At 55.9% G+C, this 19,410-nt stretch carries 24 protein-coding genes; 5 read left to right on the top strand and 19 right to left on the bottom strand.

Features of this window, described 5'->3' with window-relative positions; all coding sequences use genetic code 11:
• The first annotated feature begins 4 nt into the window (after positions 1-4).
• Both B4M48_RS11290 and B4M48_RS11285 read left to right on the top strand, forming a co-directional pair.
• Positions 5-139, top strand: a complete 135-nt coding sequence (locus B4M48_RS11290; protein WP_255402073.1) for a hypothetical protein — start codon at positions 5-7, stop codon at positions 137-139.
• Between the two features lie 177 nt (positions 140-316).
• Positions 317-496: a YodC family protein gene (locus tag B4M48_RS11285; RefSeq protein ID WP_039385173.1), complete on the top strand. Its 180-nt coding sequence runs from the start codon at positions 317-319 to the stop codon at positions 494-496.
• A gap of 35 nt (positions 497-531) precedes the next feature.
• Here the strand turns inward: B4M48_RS11285 and B4M48_RS11280 are convergent, their stop codons facing one another.
• The 3 genes from B4M48_RS11280 to B4M48_RS11270 form a co-directional block, all read right to left on the bottom strand.
• On the bottom strand, positions 532-1,752 hold the full coding sequence (locus B4M48_RS11280; protein WP_039385170.1) for a glycosyl transferase: 1,221 nt from the start codon (positions 1,750-1,752) through the stop codon (positions 532-534).
• Between the two features lie 15 nt (positions 1,753-1,767).
• The gene (locus tag B4M48_RS11275; RefSeq protein WP_039385168.1) at positions 1,768-2,568 is read right to left on the bottom strand and encodes a mannosyl-3-phosphoglycerate phosphatase-related protein; all 801 of its coding nucleotides are present in this window, start codon (positions 2,566-2,568) and stop codon (positions 1,768-1,770) included.
• A 352-nt stretch (positions 2,569-2,920) separates the two neighbouring features.
• Positions 2,921-3,097, bottom strand: a complete 177-nt coding sequence (locus B4M48_RS11270; RefSeq protein ID WP_158086433.1) for a hypothetical protein — start codon at positions 3,095-3,097, stop codon at positions 2,921-2,923.
• A gap of 310 nt (positions 3,098-3,407) precedes the next feature.
• Here B4M48_RS11270 and B4M48_RS11265 point away from each other — a divergent pair, with 310 nt between their 5' ends.
• A complete protein-coding gene (locus tag B4M48_RS11265) occupies positions 3,408-3,566 on the top strand; it encodes a YqaE/Pmp3 family membrane protein (RefSeq protein ID WP_039385165.1) in 159 nt (52 codons plus the stop codon).
• 65 nt (positions 3,567-3,631) lie between these two features.
• Entirely contained in the window at positions 3,632-3,826 is a 195-nt protein-coding gene (gene dsrB / locus B4M48_RS11260) for a protein DsrB (RefSeq protein WP_039385162.1), read from the top strand.
• 49 nt (positions 3,827-3,875) lie between these two features.
• On the opposite strand, the gene B4M48_RS11255 is transcribed toward dsrB, so the two are convergent.
• The 15 genes from B4M48_RS11255 to fliF all read right to left on the bottom strand — a co-directional run bounded on the left by B4M48_RS11255 (position 3,876) and on the right by fliF (position 17,755).
• Positions 3,876-5,582, bottom strand: a complete 1,707-nt coding sequence (locus tag B4M48_RS11255) for a methyl-accepting chemotaxis protein (RefSeq protein WP_288656712.1) — start codon at positions 5,580-5,582, stop codon at positions 3,876-3,878.
• 161 nt (positions 5,583-5,743) lie between these two features.
• A complete protein-coding gene (gene rcsA, locus B4M48_RS11250; RefSeq protein ID WP_039385157.1) occupies positions 5,744-6,379 on the bottom strand; it encodes a transcriptional regulator RcsA in 636 nt (211 codons plus the stop codon).
• Between the two features lie 628 nt (positions 6,380-7,007).
• A complete protein-coding gene (gene fliR / locus B4M48_RS11245; RefSeq protein ID WP_071667960.1) occupies positions 7,008-7,796 on the bottom strand; it encodes a flagellar biosynthetic protein FliR in 789 nt (262 codons plus the stop codon).
• Positions 7,796-8,065 carry a flagellar biosynthesis protein FliQ gene (fliQ, locus tag B4M48_RS11240; protein ID WP_039385151.1) on the bottom strand — a complete coding sequence of 90 codons (270 nt, stop codon included), beginning with the start codon at positions 8,063-8,065 and terminating at the stop codon, positions 7,796-7,798. The genes fliR and fliQ overlap by 1 nt, the downstream gene beginning before the upstream one ends.
• 34 nt (positions 8,066-8,099) lie before the next feature.
• Positions 8,100-8,834 (bottom strand): flagellar type III secretion system pore protein FliP, encoded by a 735-nt coding sequence (fliP, locus tag B4M48_RS11235; protein ID WP_039385989.1) that lies wholly within the window; start codon positions 8,832-8,834, stop codon positions 8,100-8,102.
• A gap of 2 nt (positions 8,835-8,836) precedes the next feature.
• Positions 8,837-9,229 (bottom strand): flagellar biosynthetic protein FliO, encoded by a 393-nt coding sequence (gene fliO / locus B4M48_RS11230; protein WP_039385149.1) that lies wholly within the window; start codon positions 9,227-9,229, stop codon positions 8,837-8,839.
• A 2-nt stretch (positions 9,230-9,231) separates the two neighbouring features.
• Positions 9,232-9,642, bottom strand: coding sequence for a flagellar motor switch protein FliN (gene fliN / locus B4M48_RS11225; protein ID WP_039385146.1), 411 nt, complete (start codon positions 9,640-9,642; stop codon positions 9,232-9,234).
• Complete coding sequence (fliM, locus tag B4M48_RS11220; protein WP_039385143.1) at positions 9,635-10,642, bottom strand: flagellar motor switch protein FliM; 1,008 nt, start codon at positions 10,640-10,642, stop codon at positions 9,635-9,637. The genes fliN and fliM overlap by 8 nt, the downstream gene beginning before the upstream one ends.
• A gap of 4 nt (positions 10,643-10,646) precedes the next feature.
• Positions 10,647-11,132: a flagellar basal body-associated protein FliL gene (gene fliL, locus B4M48_RS11215; protein ID WP_039385141.1), complete on the bottom strand. Its 486-nt coding sequence runs from the start codon at positions 11,130-11,132 to the stop codon at positions 10,647-10,649.
• A gap of 129 nt (positions 11,133-11,261) precedes the next feature.
• On the bottom strand, positions 11,262-12,536 hold the full coding sequence (locus B4M48_RS11210; protein WP_288656711.1) for a flagellar hook-length control protein FliK: 1,275 nt from the start codon (positions 12,534-12,536) through the stop codon (positions 11,262-11,264).
• Positions 12,533-12,976, bottom strand: a complete 444-nt coding sequence (gene fliJ / locus B4M48_RS11205; RefSeq protein ID WP_039385135.1) for a flagellar export protein FliJ — start codon at positions 12,974-12,976, stop codon at positions 12,533-12,535. The genes B4M48_RS11210 and fliJ overlap by 4 nt, the downstream gene beginning before the upstream one ends.
• A 25-nt stretch (positions 12,977-13,001) precedes the next feature.
• On the bottom strand, positions 13,002-14,357 hold the full coding sequence (gene fliI / locus B4M48_RS11200) for a flagellar protein export ATPase FliI (RefSeq protein WP_039385131.1): 1,356 nt from the start codon (positions 14,355-14,357) through the stop codon (positions 13,002-13,004).
• The gene (gene fliH, locus B4M48_RS11195) at positions 14,357-15,061 is read right to left on the bottom strand and encodes a flagellar assembly protein FliH (protein WP_039385128.1); all 705 of its coding nucleotides are present in this window, start codon (positions 15,059-15,061) and stop codon (positions 14,357-14,359) included. Before fliH ends, fliI begins: the two co-directional genes overlap by 1 nt.
• The gene (gene fliG, locus B4M48_RS11190; protein WP_039385125.1) at positions 15,054-16,046 is read right to left on the bottom strand and encodes a flagellar motor switch protein FliG; all 993 of its coding nucleotides are present in this window, start codon (positions 16,044-16,046) and stop codon (positions 15,054-15,056) included. Before fliG ends, fliH begins: the two co-directional genes overlap by 8 nt.
• Positions 16,043-17,755, bottom strand: coding sequence for a flagellar basal-body MS-ring/collar protein FliF (fliF, locus tag B4M48_RS11185; protein WP_283340801.1), 1,713 nt, complete (start codon positions 17,753-17,755; stop codon positions 16,043-16,045). Before fliF ends, fliG begins: the two co-directional genes overlap by 4 nt.
• A 338-nt stretch (positions 17,756-18,093) precedes the next feature.
• On the opposite strand from fliF, the gene fliE reads away from it, so the two are divergent.
• The gene (gene fliE, locus B4M48_RS11180) at positions 18,094-18,405 is read left to right on the top strand and encodes a flagellar hook-basal body complex protein FliE (RefSeq protein WP_039385118.1); all 312 of its coding nucleotides are present in this window, start codon (positions 18,094-18,096) and stop codon (positions 18,403-18,405) included.
• A gap of 577 nt (positions 18,406-18,982) precedes the next feature.
• On the opposite strand, the gene B4M48_RS11175 is transcribed toward fliE, so the two are convergent.
• On the bottom strand, positions 18,983-19,309 hold the full coding sequence (locus B4M48_RS11175) for a four-helix bundle copper-binding protein (RefSeq protein WP_039385116.1): 327 nt from the start codon (positions 19,307-19,309) through the stop codon (positions 18,983-18,985).
• Between the last annotated feature and the right edge of the window lie 101 nt (positions 19,310-19,410).

Raw genomic sequence — 19,410 nt, 5'->3', positions numbered from 1 at the left:
AGTGATGATGAACGACGATATGTTTGAATTTGATATCGATGCCCAGCTGGAACAGGCTGAAGCGAAAGCGGCGGAAAAAGCCAGCGAAGTGCCGGCTGAACTCAGTGATGATGCTGAGTGCGAAGGCTGCAAAATCTGACGGTCGCAGCTAAAAATTTCAAAGCCGGTAATAAACATTACCGGCTTTGTTTATGAACCAGATTTTGCACTGCTTATTCCTCTTTTATCACACTAATAACATTATCCTATAGGCAAATTGTCTGTCCGGCTGCTATACCTTTAAGCGTTCAATCAACGGTAAAAGGGAGGGCGCGGTATGACCTTTGCAGTGAGTGATGAAGTTCAGCACAAACAGGGCGGACCCACGATGGTGGTAACCGGCTATGCCAGCGGAATGGTTGAGTGTCGTTGGTATGATGGCTATAGCGTGCGCCGCGAGGCATTCCATAGTGATGAACTGAGTCACATGACTACGGAATCCCGGCTCGCCAGCTGAATCTGATCGGGACGGTTTCGCCGTCCCGTATCCCGTTACACTTTTCCCTCGTTATCTTCTTCCACCGCCTGATAAATCCGCTGCAGAATATCCGGAAACGCCGACTGAACGCGACTCCAGCTCGGAATAAAGGGCTTATCGTTGGGGCGTTCAATAAACGACTGACCGGCGTCGAGAATGGCCTGGGTAAACATCTCCACCGCCGCTTCCTCTTTGTGCTGATCGAACGACAGGCCGTTCATGGTTGCTTCATGCCGGTAGATCTCCATCATATCCAGCGCGTTACGGTAATAAGTCGCCTTCAGCACGCGAAACGAATCGCTGGTCAGCGGCACGCCCATGGTCGCCAGCTTGCGCAGCAGCGACTGGACAATATCGCTGCTCATGCGCTTCAGCCCCCCGGTACCATCCTCTTCGGCCAGCGGCTGATGCTTGTGGTCATAGTGATCGGCGATCTCGACCTGACAGCTCTGTCGGGTCGTATAGTTGCGATAGATCTCAGACAGCACGCCGATCTCCAGCCCCCAGTCGCCAGGGATCTTAATGCCGTTAAGCACATGGGTGCGCATGGCAAACTCGCCGGAGAGGGGATAGCGAAAGCTGCTGAGGTAGTCGAGATACTCGGAGTGGCCATACACCTGCTGCAGCGAACGCAGCATCGGTCCGACCAGCAGACGGCCGACGCGGCCATTGAGCTTGCCATCCGCGACGCGCGCATAAAACCCTTTGCAAAACTCATACTGAAACGCCGGGTTGGCCAGCGGATAGAGCAGACGCGCCAGCATGCCGCGCTCATAGGTCACAATGTCGCAGTCGTGCAGCGCCACGCACTGGGTGCGATCGGACGCCAGGGTGTAACCGGTACAGAACCAGACGTTGCGTCCTTTGCCCGGCTGGCTGGGTGAGAGACCCTCTTTATCCAGCTCTGCATCAATCGCTTTCAGGCGCGGCCCGTCATTCCACAGAATGCGGTGCCGCTGGGGCAGGCGTGAGAAGAAGTCGCGGGCAAACAGAAACTGATCGCGATCGGCTCGATCGAGACCAATCACAATCTCTTCCAGATAGGGCACCTGCGCCAGTTCATTAACAATATTATCCAGCGCCGGGCCCTCCAGTTCGGAGAACAGCGAGGGCAGGATCAGGCCCATCTTGCGCCGGCGGGCAAACTGCACCATCTCTTTTTCCAGCGACTCCACGCGGCGATGGGTGAGGTTATGGAAATTCGTAATCACGCCATTCTGATAAAAATCACTCATCGTCTCATCCTCTGATTACGGCTTATGGGGGGCCAGAAAGTGTTCTATGCCTTCGCTCCAGCCTTCCGGTCCGGTTTGCGCTGTGCGATAGATATGGTCGCTATCGGTACGGCTGAGTGTAACCGGCGACTTGCTGAAACCTTTGATAATGACCGCGTAGTCCGCCTGCTCCAGCATCGGGATATCATTGGGGCCGTCACCCAGACCCAGCGTTATCCGGCTTACGCCATCCTGCTGCATCAGCTGCTGCTGCAGCTGCGTCAGCGCGATACCTTTGCCGCAGTTTTCCGGCATCACGTGCCAGAAGCGGCCGCCCTGCGTCAGCGCAAGCTGATGCCGGGCCAGCGCGGCGCGAAATGCCTCCAGCTTATCGCTCTCGTCGCGCCACAAAATCACCTCCGAGGCGTCCCGCAGGCGGCTTAGCCGGGCGTCACTCAGCGCCAGACCGGTAAAGCTCGCCACGTCGCTGTCACTGAGATCGTGAAAACCGGTAAAGCGAAATTCCGTTTTCAGCGCGGCCAGCATGTCGCACAGCGCCAGATAGTCAGCGCCTGGCTCATCATTAACCGTAACGTCGTCGCCAAAGCTGATGCGGGCACCATTTTCAGCGATAAACGGCGCTCCGCCTAAACCCAGGCGCTTCTGCAGCGGGATAATCTCTGCAGCGGTTTTACTGGAGCAGAGCACTACCGGGATCTGGCGTGCGGCAAAATAGTCCAGCCACGGGCGGGCAGCTTCCCAGTTGTAATCGTGGTGATCCAGCAGCGAGCCGTCCAGGTCGGTTACCACCAGCAGGGGGGAATCGGGATCAATCATCGTCATACTCCTTACACCACAGAGGTGAGTAAAGCAGAGAGTAATCAGTATAATAGCGTTATGACGATTGCACGTTTTTCCGGCGTACCGAACGCGACAACCAGGAATAATCTTAAAAGGCAGCGCGACGCCGGCTACCGGTGCATGAAGTGTGCAGGGTGAAGCGCAGACGGCGCGGCTCTCTGGCCGGTTTAACGCCAGAAGATATGCATATTTCTGCACTTTATATGCACAAATGCCGGTTGCCTTCATACACAGTGAGCGTAATCTGAAACGGCATTACCGTTTCCTGGTGTAACGAATCCATTGATAAATTTAACCCGGCCTGAGCCGGGTTTTTTTTAAATCACTCTCAGCGATTCGCTTCGCAAAAGCTGCAATCGTGAATATCCACTTCGCACTGTTCAGAAAGGCAGCGCGCCTGATCCACGGTTTTACCCGATGAATCAAACCACTCCGGGTCGCGCTCTTTTTCCTGTTCCGGATTGCCTGCCGGAAGGGAGCGAGGGCGGGTTTCTTCTGCACGCATACGGGGACTCCGTAAAGCCAGGGTGAGTCTTGAGTATAGTGCGGCACGCGCATACGCGCGCAGCGCGACAGGCAAAAAAAAAGCCCGCGCTGCGCGGGCAAAAATCCTTGTTACTTTTAGGTTGGCTGCTTCTTTGGGGTTGATGCAGCGAAATGATGATAGGCGTTTTCTCCGTCAGGGTTCTCGCTGCAAAACGTTAAGAGAGTGAAAAAGCGGCTTTTGACAGTTCTTTACCTGACGTCGCTCCTGTTTTTACCAGAAGCAGCTATGCTTAACGCTGTTTGATTATTATTGATAACAAGGAGTTAGTATGGATTTGCTGCGCATTATTATCGCTATTTTGCTGCCACCGCTGGGCGTATTCATGCAGGTAGGTTTTGGCGGAGCGTTCTGGCTGAACATTCTGCTGACGCTGTGTGGCTATATTCCCGGCATCGTCCACGCTGTCTGGGTTATCGCCCGTCGCTGATCGCGATCACTATTTCGCCGCCTGTTTACGGTACACTGGCGCAAAACAGTCGCTGAGAGGTCGCAATGCAGGCAGGTGAACGCGTAACGGTGAAAACAGACGGCGGCCCGCGCCGCGCAGGTAAACTGCTGGCGGTGGAGCCGTTTAACGAAGGGACCATGTATCTGGTGGCGCTGGAGGACTATCCGCTGGGCATCTGGTTTTTTAACGAAAGCGACCACGCCGAAGGCGTATTTGTTGAGCCTGAAAGCACCGGCTGAGCAAACCAAACCGCGCGCCCCATCTGACGCTTCAGCGGGGCGCGTGCTGTCAGAAGGTCTCCCAGTTATCGCTGCCTGATACCGCCAGTGCCGGACGCATCGTGCGCTGAGTCGCTGGCGCCGCGTGGACCGGCGCCGCAACTTTCGTTGTGGCGTAAGCGCTGTCGCTGAGGCGGAATGCCGCCACCGCCTGCGTCAGTTTACCCGCCTGATCTTCCAGCGAGGCCGCTGCAGAAGAGGCTTCTTCAACCAGCGAGGCGTTTTGCTGCGTCACGTTATCCATTTCCGTCACCGCCAGGCTGACCTGCTGGATACCGCGGCTCTGCTCATCTGAGGCTGCGGCGATCTCTGCCATAATATCGGTAACGCGCCGTACGGCTTCAACGATGTCACTCATGGTGGTTCCCGCTTCGCCCACCTGATGCGATCCGTCACCAATCAGCGCGACCGACTCGGCAATCAGCGTTTCGATCTCTTTCGCCGCCTGAGCGCTGCGCTGCGCCAGGCTGCGTACTTCGCTGGCGACAACGGCGAAACCGCGGCCCTGTTCACCTGCCCGGGCAGCTTCTACCGCAGCGTTAAGCGCCAGAATATTTGTCTGAAAAGCGATGCTGTTAATCACGTTGGTGATTTCAGCAATTTTTTTCGAGCTGCCGGAGATGTTGTTCATGGTTTTCACTACGCCGCTGACCAGATCGCCACCGTTGCGCGCTTTGTCAGAGGCGTCAGCTGCCAGCTGACTGGCGTGATGGGCATTTTCCGCATTCTGCTTCACCGTTGCGGTGAGCTGTTCCATACTGGCCGCGGTCTGTTCCAGTGCTGATGCCTGCTGCTCGGTGCGGGAAGAGAGGTCGGTGTTCCCGGCGGAGATTTCGCTGGTTCCCTGATAAATAGCCTCCGCCCCTTCGCGCACGCTGCCCACGGTGCGTACCAGCGCGGCCTGCATCAGCTGCAGATTATGCAACAGCATGCCGATTTCGTTACGCCCGCACGGCACATCGGCGGCGGTCAAATCACCCCGGGCAATTCGCTCAATGCGGACCACCGACTGGCGCAGAGGATTAATAATGATCCGCCGCAGAAAAATAAAGGTCAGCCCGACCAGCACTAATGCAGCCGCAAACGCCGCTGCCATGGCGATAAAGCCGAGGCGCGCCTGGTGAGCTGCCCCGGCGTTAATCGCCTCGGCCCGCTCGGTACGGATTTTAATGGCCTTCAGCAGCAGCGCGTTATAGGCGTCATCCAGTTTACGGGTGACATCGGTCTCCTGTGCCACAATGCCTTCGAAGCTACCCTGACGCGCTGACTCAATCATCGGCTTCACGCCTTTATCGATATATTGATTGAAGCTGGCGGTCAGCGGCGCATCCAGGGCCAGATCGGCGGGCGTTTTAACATCGCGCGCCATATAAAGCGTAAATCCTTCACGCGCCTGTTTAATGCGCGTTTCTGTCCGCGCCAGATCGGCGCGATAGCTATCCATCTCGCCAATACGCGTTGCCGCGCCCGCCTGCAGTATATTAAGGCGGGCAGTGCGCAGATGGTTAGAGCTGTTGGAAATGCCCATGCGCACCTGAATCTCTTCGGTGGCATCGTTCAGCGAATTATTACTCTGAATGAGAAAATAGCTGGCGAGACCAATACACAGGGCAAAAAGCAGCAGAATGCCGCCGAATATCACGCTGAATAGCGGCATCAGGCGCAGGTTTTGCCAGAGGCTGAGCTTATTATCTACATCGATCGATGCTGTTTTCATTTCCTTGCTCTCATAGTGGTAAGGGTTCTGAAAGCAAACATCGGCAGGGCAGGGGAAAGGCTTAGGTGAGAATATGGGATCGCGATCGCAAAAGCGTTAAAAAACAACAGGGCTGGTCATCAGACCAGCCCTGTGGCAGCATAAATTATGTAGCAGACAGCTTATCGCACGTTAACATAAATGCCGGAGGTTACATTATCTGTCAGACGTACTACATGATAGATAACCTGTTTATTATGCGTTTTGATTTTACGCTTAATATTGCCTTTATGTGACGAAACGGTTTTAGCCTTAATCTGCATTTTGTCTGAAATCTGAATGGTGTCATGGCCTGACATCCACATTTTCAGCATATTTGATTCGGTCTGGCTCAGCGTCAGTGGATGAATGTCCATCCCGGCGGAAATACGCGGTGACGCATTGAGTTTCTTTTGCAGGTAAGTACCCAGCAGTGAATCCAGAGTCGATGTCTTGATCGATTTTGATGTAATAATCAGGTTCTTACGAACGTAGAGATATTCCTCAAAATGGATATTTGAGATCGCCATAAAGATAAAGAAAAGAGTATCCGGGTGCTGTGTGATAATAGCACGAATGCGATCGCTGGAATCGGCTTCGTGAATAAAGCAATCTTCGTTAATAAATACTACGCCAGGTTTTAATTGCTCGCATTTTTGTTGTAGCTGTTCGATATCCGTGGCTGCAGTAATGTTTTTCTTTTTAACTCCTTTTGCCGACATATAGTCCGACAGTCCCAGGCGTGTGTAGTTACATGAATCCATAATAATCGTTGGCATTATAGCGACCCTCACCAATTTGTTATCCGTTTAAATCAACGATGAATACGCGTTTGCGGTACGAGAGAAATTTTCAAAGACACTTTTTTATTCTGCTTTGCAGTCTGGCAAATTATATCCCTGTGCCATCATGACTCTTCCCTGACCCGTTCTGCGAAGTTTTTTGTGTTCCATCCACGTCATTCTTTCCCCGGCGATAGCGGGAATCACCAGGAATTTGCTTTAAGTATACCTTCCGCCCTGTTTTTGAGAGCTGTGTCACTATCGCGCATGTTACAGGCAATTCTGATAGGACAAATCTTAAAAACATTTGTTTCGCGAAAGTGTGACGCTTCAGCGAGTGTTGACAATGCCGGAAAAAGGGAAATTAGACAAGAAAAATCGCTTTTAAATTTTTTTTGTTTAAAAACATACCCTTGAGCATTTTGCCAACCGATTCGTCAGGGAAACCACCTTAAGAATCGTCTGACTAAAATACTCCACGGACCGTTTAATAAGAATGTTTTTCACGATAAATATCGATTTATCAGATTTTCCTCAGTTGATTTCTGAAAAAAATGGTTTGAAAAGTATACGGAATGATTTTGACTGCTTAACTATCACTTCAGAATGGTAACAGTATCGTTAACTAACGTGCAGGGGAAAGTTCTGAGACAAATCGGGCGAGTAAATCAAAGACTTCGCTGAACAGATGTTCGCAGAATGGGGCAAGAAGCGGCATCAGCATACCCATAGAGAGGATACCGACCGTTAAGGTCACAGGAAAGCCGATAGCGAAAACCGACAGTTGAGGTGAAACACGGTTTAACAAACCCAGTGCCAGGTTTAGCGTGAGGAGCAAAATGATTAAGGGCAGCGCTAACATCATGCCATTAAGGAAAATTAGCCCGGCACCTTTGACCAGTCCCATAAAGGCATCAGCACTCAGCGGCTCTGCACTGACGGGCAAGGTCTGAAAACTGTCTGCCAGCAGTGAGATCAGCCACAGATGTCCGTTAAAGGTCAGAAACAGCAGCATCGCCAGCATATCGAGAAAACGCGCCAGCAGCGGCATGTTAACCCGCGTGTTCGGGTCCAGCAGCGTAGCGAAAGATAATCCCATCTGTAAACCAATGATTTCACCCGCCAGCTTTACGGCTGAAAACGCCAGTTGCATGGTCAGACCGATACCGGCACCAATCAGCAGCTGCTGGATCAGCATCCAGAAACCGGCAGGTGAGAACAGGGTAACGTCGACCGGTGGCAACAGCGGCAGCAAAATCCAGGTGATCACAAACGCAAGCGCCACCTTTACCCGCTTGGGTATATTGCGCTCGTTCAGCACCGGCGCGCTGGCAAACAGCGCCAGCAGGCGCGCCATCGGCCAGAAAAACTGCGCCACCCAGTGGATAAGCTGACTGCTGTCGAGGGTAACCATCAGCCAATGATATAAGGCAGGTTGCTGAACAGAGTGCGAATGTAATCCAGCATCAGATTCAGCATCCACGGTCCTGCGATTACGCCGGTAGCCGCCACCGCCAGAATCTTGGGAATAAAAGAGAGCGTCTGTTCGTTAATCTGCGTTGCCGCCTGCAGAATACTGATGATAAGCCCGCTTACCATCGCGACCAGCAGTAGCGGAGCCGCCATCATCAGCGCGACGCGCATCGCCTCCTGGCCCATTACCATTACCGATTCCGGGGTCATACTGTGCTCCTGTCAGGGAAAGATTAATGAAGGGTCAGGAATAAAAGCTTTGGGCCAGCGACCCCACCAGCAGCTGCCAGCCGTCGACCAGCACAAACAGCATCAGCTTAAACGGCAGCGCAATCGTCGCCGGCGGTACCATCATCATACCTAATGCCATCAGTACACTGGCGACCACCAGGTCGATAATCAGAAAAGGGATAAAGACCGTAAAGCCAATCTGGAATGCGGTTTTCAGCTCGCTGGTCACGTACGCCGGCAGCAGAATACGCATCGGTACCGCTTCCGGGCCGTCGATAGGCGCGGTATTGGCCAGGCGGGCAAACAGGGCCAGATCGGCTTCGCGCGTCTGGCGCAGCATAAACTCACGCAGCGGCTGGGCACCTTTATCCAGCGCCACTTCCATACTGATTTTGTCCTGACTGAAGGGCAGGTAGGCATCCGCGTAGATTTTATCGAACGTGGGCGCCATGATGAAAAAGGTCAGGAACAGCGCCAGGCCGAGCATCACCTGATTAGGCGGGGCCGAAGGGGTACCCAGCGCGTTACGCAGCAGGCCAAATACAATAATGATGCGTGTAAAGCTGGTCATCATCAGCAGTACGGCCGGGATAAAGGTCAGCGAGGTGATAAACACCAGCGTCTGTACCGGCAGCGACCAGCTCTGCCCGCCATTAGCCAGCGGCTGGCTGACCAGACCAGGCAACTGCGCGTGCGCAGCCGGTGCCAGCAGCATCAGCAGCGGCAGCAGAGAGAGTAATCGACGCATCATTAAGGTTTTCCGGGACGTTTAACCAGGTTGTGGAGGATCTGACGAAAATCCTGCGGTACAGGCTGAGCCTGCGGGTGTTCTTCAGGCGGCAGCGGCGGCAGCGAGTGCAGATGGGTGATCTGCTGCGCTGTTACCCCCAGCACCAGGCGCGCATCGGCGGTTTCAACGATCACCACCCGCTCCTGACGCCCGACCTGTACGCTGGCGCTGACTTTCAGCGCCTGTGCATTAACCGTTTTTGGCGCAAAGCCCATGCGCTTCGCCAGCCAGCCGCAGGCCAGAATCAGCAGAACAATCACCGCCAGCATAGTGCCGACCTGACTCACTACGGAGCCGGTGGAGACCACCGGCTGCGCGTGCGCTGGCTGCAGGGTTTGTGCGCTGTTTTGCATGATCAGCGGCTCAGACGACGCATGCGTTCAGAAGGCGTAATGATATCGGTGATACGCACGCCATATTTATCATTCACGACCACGACTTCACCCTGCGCAATCAGATAGCCGTTGATCAGAATATCCAGCGGTTCACCGGCGAGACCATCCAGCGACACCACAGAACCCTGCGTCAGACGCAGCAGCTCTTTGATCGTCATTTTGGTACGGCCCAGTTCAACGGTGAGTTTGACCGGGATATCCATGATCAGATCGATATCCTGCATGGCACCGCTGGCGCCAGCACTCTCAAACGCTTTAAACACGTTTTCACTGGCGGCCGGTGCGCTGCCGCTGCTGGTCTGCTCGTTCATTGCTTCAGCCCACAGATCGTCCGCGGAGATATCGTCGGACGGGTTTTTGCTGTCACTCATTGGGCTGTTCCTCATTCAGCGAATTCAAAATCGGGTTAATCAGATGTTCAACGCGCAGCGCATACTGGCCATTCAGCATGCCGTACTGGCTGGTCAGCACCGGAACGCCATCCACATGGGCAATGATGCGATCCGGCTTTTCAATTGGCAGTACATCGCCGGGTTTAAGCTGCAAAATGCGCGACAGGCGCATTGAGGTTTCGGCAAAATGTGCAATCAGCTCCAGCTCAGAGTGCTGCACCTGCTTCACCAGATTATCGCGCCAGTGCGTATCCTCCTGGCGGGAGTTCTCCAGCGGTGGATTGACCAGCAGCTCGCGCAGCGGCTCAATCATGGAAAACGGAATACAGATGTTAAACTCACCGACCAGGTTGCCAATCTCCACCTGAAAAGGGGTGTTAACGACAATATCGTTAGGTGAGGTGGTGATGTTGGTAAACTTCACCTGCATCTCTGAACGGACATACTCCACTTCCAGCGGGTAGATCGCTTTCCACGCGTCGCTGTAGCCATCCAGCGCCAGCTTCAGCATGCGGCGGATCACGCGCTGTTCAGTATGGGTAAACTCGCGCCCCTCAACTTTGGTCGGAAAGCGCCCGTCGCCACCAAACAGGTTATCCACGGCGATAAACACCAGGCTTGGCGAGAACACGACCAGCGCCGTGCCGCGCAGCGGCTGCAGATGGATCAGGTTCAGGTTGGTTGGCACCGGCAGATTGCGGGCAAACTCGTGGTAGGGCTGAATTTTTATCGCCCCTACGCTGATATCCGGGCTGCGGCGCAGCAGGTTAAACAGCGCCATACGAAAATGGCGCGCAAAACGTTCATTGATGATCTCCAGCGCCTGCAGCCGCTCACGTACCACACGACGCTGGGTATTGGGGTCGTAAGGGCGAATGTCGCCATCGCTCCCGGTGGAAATTTTCTCTACTTCCGCGCTGTCACTGTCGCCGTTAAGCAGCGCGTCAATTTCAGCCTGGGAGAGAATGCTATCGCCCATTAAATCACCTCAAAATGAAGGCGGTAAACAGCACATCACTGACCACCTGTGCAGGTTGTCCGGTTACCAGCGGCGGCGCCATCACCTGTTTAATCTGTCCGACCAGGGCCTGTTTGCCCTGTTCGGTTGCCAGCTGCGCCGCGTTCTGACGCGACAGCAGCAGCAGCAGACGGCTGCGCACTTCCGGCAGGTAATCGTTCAACCGGCGACGGGTATCCTCATCCGGCAGACGCAGGGTAAAGCCTACGTACAGCACGCGATCGGGATCGTTGTCAGGATTGACCAGGTTAACCGTAAACGTATCCATTGCAAAAAAGACGGGGGCGGGCGGTGGCTCAACTTTCGCGGCTTCCGGTTTGTCACCCTCGTGTTTATTCATCATTCGCCAGACTGCATAGCCTGCTACGCTGCAAGCGGCCAGCGTTACAATCAGTAACACCGGAATCAGTAATGAACGTTTGCGGCCTTTTGCTTTCGCGTTATCAGACATGTTTGCAGTACTTCCTGTGAATTATGGGCAAGCCTCTCGGCTTGCCTGAACAGATTATCCCGCGTCTTAAGTCAAACAATGGGAAGAAAAGACGCGGGTTTTACGCTTACCTTCAGCGTTTAGCTGCTGTCAGGCAAAAATATCGACGCCACCGCTGCCGGCGGCGCGCGCCTGCAGGGCCGCCGGAACGGCTACAGGCGTTATCTCACTGTCACTCTCCAGCGCCTGAGTAAAGCGGCCATACTGACCATCGCGCTGATTCTCCTGTTGTCCGGCGTGCTGCTGCTGGCTCTGGGCAAATGCGTCGCTGCTCACCTGGCTCTGGCCCAGGTTGATGCCGCTCTCCGCCAGGGCACTGCGCAGCTGCGGCAGGGCAGCTTCCAGCGCCGCCCTGACATGGCTGTGGCCTGAGACCAGCGTCAGCTGCGCCTGGTCCTTATCCATGGTGAGGCTGATCTGCAGCGCGCCTAAATCCTCCGGATGCAGCCGCAGTTCAGCGTTCTGCTGCCCGTTGCGGCTGAACATCACAATCTGCTGCCCCAGCGCCTGCTGCCACTCCTGACTGCCAAGCTGCGCATTCAGCATCGGCGTTGACGGGGTGCCCTGCAGGCTGGCGCTGGCGGTATTAACCGGCGCGCTGCTGCTGAACATAGCGCTGAGATGGGCTGCTGGCTGTTCCTGCCCGGCTGACAGCGCCTGCCGCTCATCGCTTTTACTGAGTCCCCCCAGCATCTGCCGGAAACTCTCATCCAGCGTCAGTGCAGCGCTGCTGGCGGGCGCCGTGCTGCCGTGGCTGCCGGCGGCCAGGCCATCAGCGCGCGCGGTAAGCGCTGACGTATCCTGACTGCGGGTGTGTGGTGTCGCCGCCTCTGCCTGCTCAGTTGCCGGTGCGCTGCCCGTCAGCAGCGCACCGCTCAGCGCCGCGTTCAGCGGCGTGCCTGCGGCTGCATCAGTTGCTGCCTGTGGCGGCGTGCCCGAAGCCAGCGGCGGCCGGTTTTCCACCATCGCCGGCAGCATGGCAAACAGCGCCTGCACATTCTGTAAGTCGCTGGCGCTTAACGGCGTTACGGCATGTTCATCACTATCATCGGCGGATTTAAGCCCGGCTTTAGATCCCGCCGGCTGGAAAAGTGCATTTAAAGCGTCTGGTTTGTCCAGTGCCTGCAGCAGGTTACTCAGTGACGCTTTATCGTCATTACCGGCAACGTCGCCTGCGTCACGGGTTTCACCCGGCTGCAGTTTTCCCTGCTGTTTAGCCAGCGCCAGCAGCTGATTTCCCAGCTCGGTGATAAAGTGGGACGGCAGGCCGTCACCCATTGCCTGGCTCTCTGGCGCTGCATCAGTTGCGGCAGCTATTTTAGCGACTTTTGCAGTATGCGTAAGCAGGGCTTGCAGCGTAGTCATTCGCTTTTCCTCAGTGCGGCCCGTTGGGCAAATTCATCCATTCGTTTCTGATCGAGACGGTTTTCCTGACGCAATGCACTCTCCTCAGCGCGGGTAATCAGCATCTGATAGGCATTGAGTTTCTTGTGCTTTTCCCGCCAGCTGCCCAGCGCCTGTTCAGTACGCTGATCCCACTGGCTCAGCTGCTGGCGATGCTGGTCAATCGCTTTTTCCAGCGTCTGGATAAACTGGTGATAGTTACTCCAGCGCATGCTGGTAATACCGCCGGACATATCCTGATTGAGCTTGTTGCGATACTCATCCAGATAGTCCAGCAGCATGCTGAGCTGCTCATTGGCCTGCTGCTGGCCGCGCCGCATGTTGCCCAGATGGAGCACAGCGTCATCCAGATCCTGTTCTGCCAGGTCGCGCAGGGTGTCAATTGCACTGGCGGTTTTCATCGGCTAGCCTCGTCTGATAACCACGTTAACCAAACAGCGTCTGCAGGTGCAGGCAGGCGTCATCGTATTCACTGCGTTCAAAAATTCCCTGATGCAGAAACGCTTCCATCTGCGGATAGAGCGTAATGGCCCGATCCAGCATTGGATCGCTGCCGGCGGCATAGGCGCCGACGCTCACCAGATCGCGGTTACGCTGATAGCTTGACAGCAGCTGCTTAAACTGCCGCACCCGGGCGTAATGCGTTTCATCAATCAGCGACGTCATTACGCGACTGATTGACGCTTCGATATCGATTGCCGGGTAGTGGCCCGCTTCCGCCAGCCGGCGCGACAGAACGATGTGGCCGTCCAGAATGGCGCGCGCGGAGTCAGCGATCGGATCCTGCTGGTCGTCACCTTCGGTCAGCACGGTATAAAACGCCGTGATTGAACCGCCGCCGTCGATGCCGTTACCCGCCCGTTCCACCAGCGCCGGCAGCTTGGCGAATACGGAAGGGGGATAGCCTTTGGTTGCCGGTGGCTCACCAATGGCCAGCGCAATTTCACGCTGCGCCATCGCATAGCGCGTCAGCGAGTCCATGATCAGCAGCACGTGCTGACCGCGATCGCGGAAATCTTCCGCAATGCGCGTGGCGTAGGCGGCACCCTGCATGCGCAGCAGCGGAGAGACATCGGCCGGCGCGGCGATCACCACCGAGCGGGCGCGGCCTTCGGCACCCAGAATGTTTTCGATAAACTCTTTAACTTCGCGGCCGCGCTCGCCAATCAGGCCAACCACAATGACATCGGCTTTGGTATAGCGCGCCATCATGCCGAGCAGCACCGATTTGCCCACGCCGGAACCGGCAAACAGGCCCATACGCTGACCGCGTCCCACCGTCAGCAGGGCGTTAATGGCACGTACCCCGGTGTCGAGCACGTCATGAATAGGCGTGCGCTGCAGCGGGTTAAAGTGCGGGGTGATCAGCGGTGCGCGATAGCCGGTTTCCGGTGCGGGCAGTCCATCCAGCGGCTTGCCGCTGCCGTCCAGCACGCGACCCAGCAGCTCCGGTCCCAGCAGCAGCTGTTTGCCGCTGTGATCGCCGTTCATTCGCGCATAGACGCGAGCGCCGGGTAAAATGCCGTCAACTTCTTCCAGCGGCATCAGAAACAGCTTTTGTCCGTTAAAACCCACCACTTCACTCTCTACTTCAGTGATATGGCCGTTATCATGGCGTTCGATAATGCAGGTTGCGCCCAGCGGCAGCTGCAGCCCGGTCGCTTCCAGCACCAGGCCGGTGGCCCGCGTCAGGCGCCCATAGCGCCGTACGGACTGCACCTGGCTGATACGCTGTTCAAAAGAGTCGAGTGCGCCAAGCCAGCGCGACAGGCGAGACGTCATCAGAGTGCTCCCGGTGCCGCCAGGCGGCACAGCTCCTGCCAGCGGGTGGCCACGCTGGCGTCGAGATCGCCATCCTCAGCGCTGAGCTTGCAGCCGCCGGGGTGCAGCGTGCTGTCAGCCAGCAGCCGCCAGCCATGCAGATCCAGCGTGGGACCGAGCGTCTGCTCCACGCGCTGCAGATCGTCCGGATGCACGCGCAGCTGCGGTTTGCCGCTGAACATCGGCTCCTGCTGGATCAGCTGCTGGATTTGCCGCAGCAGGGCGCTGCCATCCACCTGCGTCGCCTGACCGATAACGGTACGGGCGGCCTCCAGCGCCAGCTGCATCAGCCGTGAGGCGATGACGCTATCCAGCGCTTCCAGCGTATGGTGGAACTCCGTCACCAGCTGCTGCATGCGCGCCTGCAGCGGCGCCTGCTGCTGCTGTGCGTCAGCCAGACCCTGCTGAAAGCCGGCGTCGTAGCCATTCTGCTGCGCTTCCGCAAATCCTTTCTGATAGCCTTCGCTGTAGCCCTGCGTCTGCGCATCTTTGCGCATCTGCTGCTGCATCCGCTCCAGCTGCTGCCGCTGCTCATCCTCTTCGCTGAACGCCACGGCGTCAGCGTCATGTTCAGCAGGCGGCAGGTCGGGCACGCTGCTCAGCGGCGCAGCCAGATCGTCAGGCAGCCAGCGCTGCCACGGGCGAGCAGAAAATGCATCAGACATAGGTTTCCTCGCCGGCACCGATGACCATTTCGCCCGCTTCTGCCAGACGGCGCACTACCAGCAGAATCGCTTTCTGTTCGTTCTCTACCGCAGACATACGTACCGGACCGCGGTTGGCCAGGTCGTCGCGCAGAATATCGGCTGCACGCGCAGACATGTTCTTGAGGAACTTCTCGCGCAGCGGCTGCTCGGAACCTTTCAGCGCAATCAGCAGCTGCTCGGACTCCACTTCCTGCAGCAGACGCTGGATGCTGCGGTCGTCCACTTCCACCAGGTTCTCGAACAGGAACATCTCGTCGATGATTTTCTGCGCCAGCTCGCCGTCGAAGTCGCGTACGGCTTCGATGACCGCCTCTTCCTGCTGCGTTTTCATCAGGTTGATAATCTCGGCCGCGGTTCTCACGCCGCCCATCTTCGCGCGCTTGAGGTTGGTGCCATCCAGCAGGCTGTTCAGCACTTCGGTCAGCTCCGCCAGCGCCGCTGGCTGAACGCCGCCAAAGGTGGCGATGCGCAGCATCACATCGTGACGCAGGCGTTCATCAAACAGCGCCAGAATATCGGCCGCCTGACCACGCTTCAGGTGCACCAGGATAGTGGCGATAATCTGCGGATGTTCGTCGCGGATAAGATCGGCGGCCGCCTGCGGCTCCATAAAGTTGAGCGTCTCCATACCGCTGGTGGTTTCGCGCGTTTCCAGAATATCTTCCAGCAGGCTGGAGGCACGCTCCTCGCCCAGCGCTTTGACCAGTACCGAGCGCAGGTAATCGTTGGAGTTCAGGCTCAGCGCCGCAAACTGCTCAGCGTCGGCCTCGAATTCGCGCAGGACTTCCGTCAGCTGCTTGTGCGATATCTGCTTCATATTGGCCATCGCCGCGCTGAGGTGCTGCACTTCGCGCTGGTTCAGGTGTTTGAACACTTCAGCTGCGCGCTCTTCACCGATAGTCATCATCAGGATGGCGCTTTTTTCTGTACCGGTCAGACTCATAGTTCGTTACTCATCCATTCACGGATAACCAGCGCCACGACGCGCGGATCGTTTTCAGACATATCGCGGATGCGCTGGCTCATCACTTCGGCACTCATGCGGTTAGAAGACTTCCGCTCCTGATCCAGCTCATCTTTATTAATCTGCACGCTGTAAGCGGCTTGCTCTTCCTGCGCAGCGGCGCGGGCGGCAACGGCTTCTGCAGCGGCCTGTTCCGCTTCGCGTTTGCGCAGCAGCTGCGGACGCACCAGCTTGCGGTAGAGGATAAATGCGACCAGCGCCACCAGCAGCCAGCGACCGGCACTCATTAGCTGATCGAAGAACGACTGCTGCTGCCAGAACGGCAGATCGCCACCCGCAGGCTCGGTGGTATTGAAGACCGAGTTCACCACATTGATGCTGTCGCCGCGCGTCTGTGAATAGCCCATCGCTTCGCGGGTTAAATCTTCAATCTGTTTGATCTGCTGATCGTTCAGCGCGACCGCTTTGCCTTTACCGTCATCGCGGTAGTTCACGACCACGGCGACCGACAGACGCTGCACGTCGCCAACGTTGAGTTTGGTGTGGCGGATTGAGCGATCGAGCTCATAGTTCACCGTATCATTACGGCTGGAGCTGCTCGGGCCACTGCTCTGGCCAGCGCTGCTGGTAGTGGTACCGGCATTCTGCGCCGCATTGTTCTGGGCATTAGCCGCATTCTGCTGCGGTGGATTCGTCACCGGTGCGTTGTTAGCGGGCGCCGGCTGATTAGAGAGCGCACCAGGCACGCCACCCGGATAGGCGCTGCCGTTCTGATCGCTGGTGCTGGTCTGACGCGAGCGCACCGCCGAGTTGTTCGGATTGGCGTTTGGCTGATACTTCTCATCCGTCTGTTCGCTGCGGTCGAAGTTAATCTGCGCGGTAACCTGTGCATGCACGTTACCCTGGCCAACAATCGGGTTCAGGATCGCTTCAATACGCTGCTGATAACGCGCTTCAACTTCAGCGGCATATTTCAGCTGGGCGTCGTTGAGATCGCGTCCTTCGCTGTCGGAGCGGGTCAGCAGGCGACCGGTCTGATCGACCACGGTGACGTTGCCTGGCGGCAGGCCCGCCACGCTGCTGGAGACCATATGCTGAATCGCCTGGATCTGACCTTCATCAAGTGCCCGGCCAGGCTGCAGCGTCAGCGTCACTGAAGCCGACGGCGCTTTCTGTTCGCGGACGAAGAGGGTAGGTTTCGGCATCGCCAGATGCACGCGCACGCCCTTGACCGGACCCAGCGTTTCGATAGTGCGTGCCAGCTCACCTTCCAGCGCACGCTGGTAGTTGATCTGCTCGCTGAACTGGCTGATACCGAACTTCTCTTTATCCATCAGCTCAAAGCCTACCGAGCCGCCTTTCGGCAGACCCTGCTGCGCGAGGCGCAGGCGCAGTTCATGCACTTTATCAGCCGGCACCATCAGGGCACCGCCGTTTTCGGCGAACTGGTAGGGGATGTTCATCTGCGTCAGCTGGGTGACAATGGCGCCACCATCTTCATCAGAGAGGTTGTTATAGAGCACGCGGTAGTCGGGCGCTTTGGCCCAGAGCACCAGCGCCAGCACAACCGCAATGGCTGCGGCCGCGGCGATGATTAAGGGAATTCGCGGATTAGCGCGCAGGCGGGCGAAAAGGTCTGACATGCCTTTCTTTGCTGATTCCTGTGTAGCGGCTGCACTCGCATTCATGACCGATTCCTGCCTGACATAATTGACCGGGTAAGTTGTGGTAACAAAACAGACTCCCTGATACGTCTACCCGGTATTTGCGCTGCTGGCCTGCAGAGTGCCGGCGGTAGCTGACGGAGTGAGCTCCCCGCACGGGCGTTCCCCTTCGGACCGCAGCGCAAAAACTTTAGGGTAAAAATGAAATTCCAATCTTATGGCAGGCATTATTGATGAATCGCATCACTTCGATGGCTGAATAAGCCGGGGTTTTAGGGGCTATTTAGCGCCTTTGTCCTATTGACACTGTGCTAACTTTGCAGGCGTAAAAAATTCACTCCCTTTTTCTGCGAGGTATAAAGATGTCAATTCAGGCAATAGATGGCGTGCTGCAGCAGCTGCAGATGACCTCACTGCAGGCGGCCGGCAAGGATACTCACTCTTCCAGCCAGCTCGATTTTGGTGCCACCATGAAAGCGGCGCTCGATAAGATCAGTGAAACCCAGACTACCGCCCGCGCGCAGGCGCAGGATTTTGAGCTCGGTAAACCTGGCGTGCAGCTCAACGACGTCATGGTTGATCTGCAGAAGTCCTCTATCTCTATGCAGATGGGCATCCAGGTACGCAACAAGCTGGTGAGTGCGTACAGCGATATTATGAATATGCAGGTTTAGTCAGGTTAACTATATAATTTAAATGTGGTTATTTGTTGCATGGTTCTAAGGTAGGACAAGGATGGGACATACCCGGGCTTCAGCTTTCTACCGAGTTGCAGCTTATGCTCCTGAATATATCAGGCGTGATTAAAAATTGAATAGGATAGCAAATTACGTCAGATCTACAGGGGGCAATAAAGAGCGGCGCAGTGAAGCGAGAAAATGTTATTCACACTGTCAGTCTGGGACAGAAAGATGACGAGGATGATTATATTAACGTTTTAATGTCCTGCACGGCTGTCCTGCACGGCACGCGGTTAAGAGCAGATAACTGATTCAGTTTTACCGAAGATGCCAAATACAAAAAAGCCCGGTTAAATATCTGCAATATTTGCCGGCTAAAAGCTCTTTCATCAAAAATGAACGAATCTACATTAGAGAATCACTTATAAAGGGTAGCGCACAGAATACCGGCCATCAGTCAGCAAAGGCCGCTGCTGACTAACTTGTCTGATAGCGTGAGAGTTGCTGAATAATGTTGTTGTGGTGAGGCGCGCCCAAAACCCGCCGGTAAGCGGGTTTTCAGGCTTTGCGATTACGCGGCCATCTGACGGCACAGCTCTGCACAGTGATGACACGCTTTTGCGCATGCCTGGCAGTGATCGTGCTGATGCTGGCCGCACTCATCGCCGCATTTCTGGCAGATCTCTGCACAAAGCTGGCAGAGCGCGGGTGCAAATTCGCTCTTCAGCGTCATAAATTGTGCCGCGAGACGACAGATATTCGCGCACTGCATATCCATGCGGATGCACTCGCGCATCATCTCCAGATTTTCCTCTTCAAGGCATGAAGCGGCACAGTTATCACAGGCGGCTGCACACAGGTAGCAGGCTTCGATGCACTGTTTGTATTGATCCGGCATATCTTCTCCTTAGTCATCAGGGTTACCTGTTAAGCCTGGAAAAAATATTCGATTATGCAAATTGTGAATACGTTAATAATTTTTTCAGCACTACGCTTATT

The organism is Pantoea sp. UBA6567 (assembly GCF_002434165.1).
Lineage (GTDB): Bacteria > Pseudomonadota > Gammaproteobacteria > Enterobacterales > Enterobacteriaceae > Pantoea > Pantoea eucrina.
The sequence above is the reverse complement of the archived record's forward strand: the minus strand, read 5'-3'. Positions and strand labels throughout refer to the sequence as shown.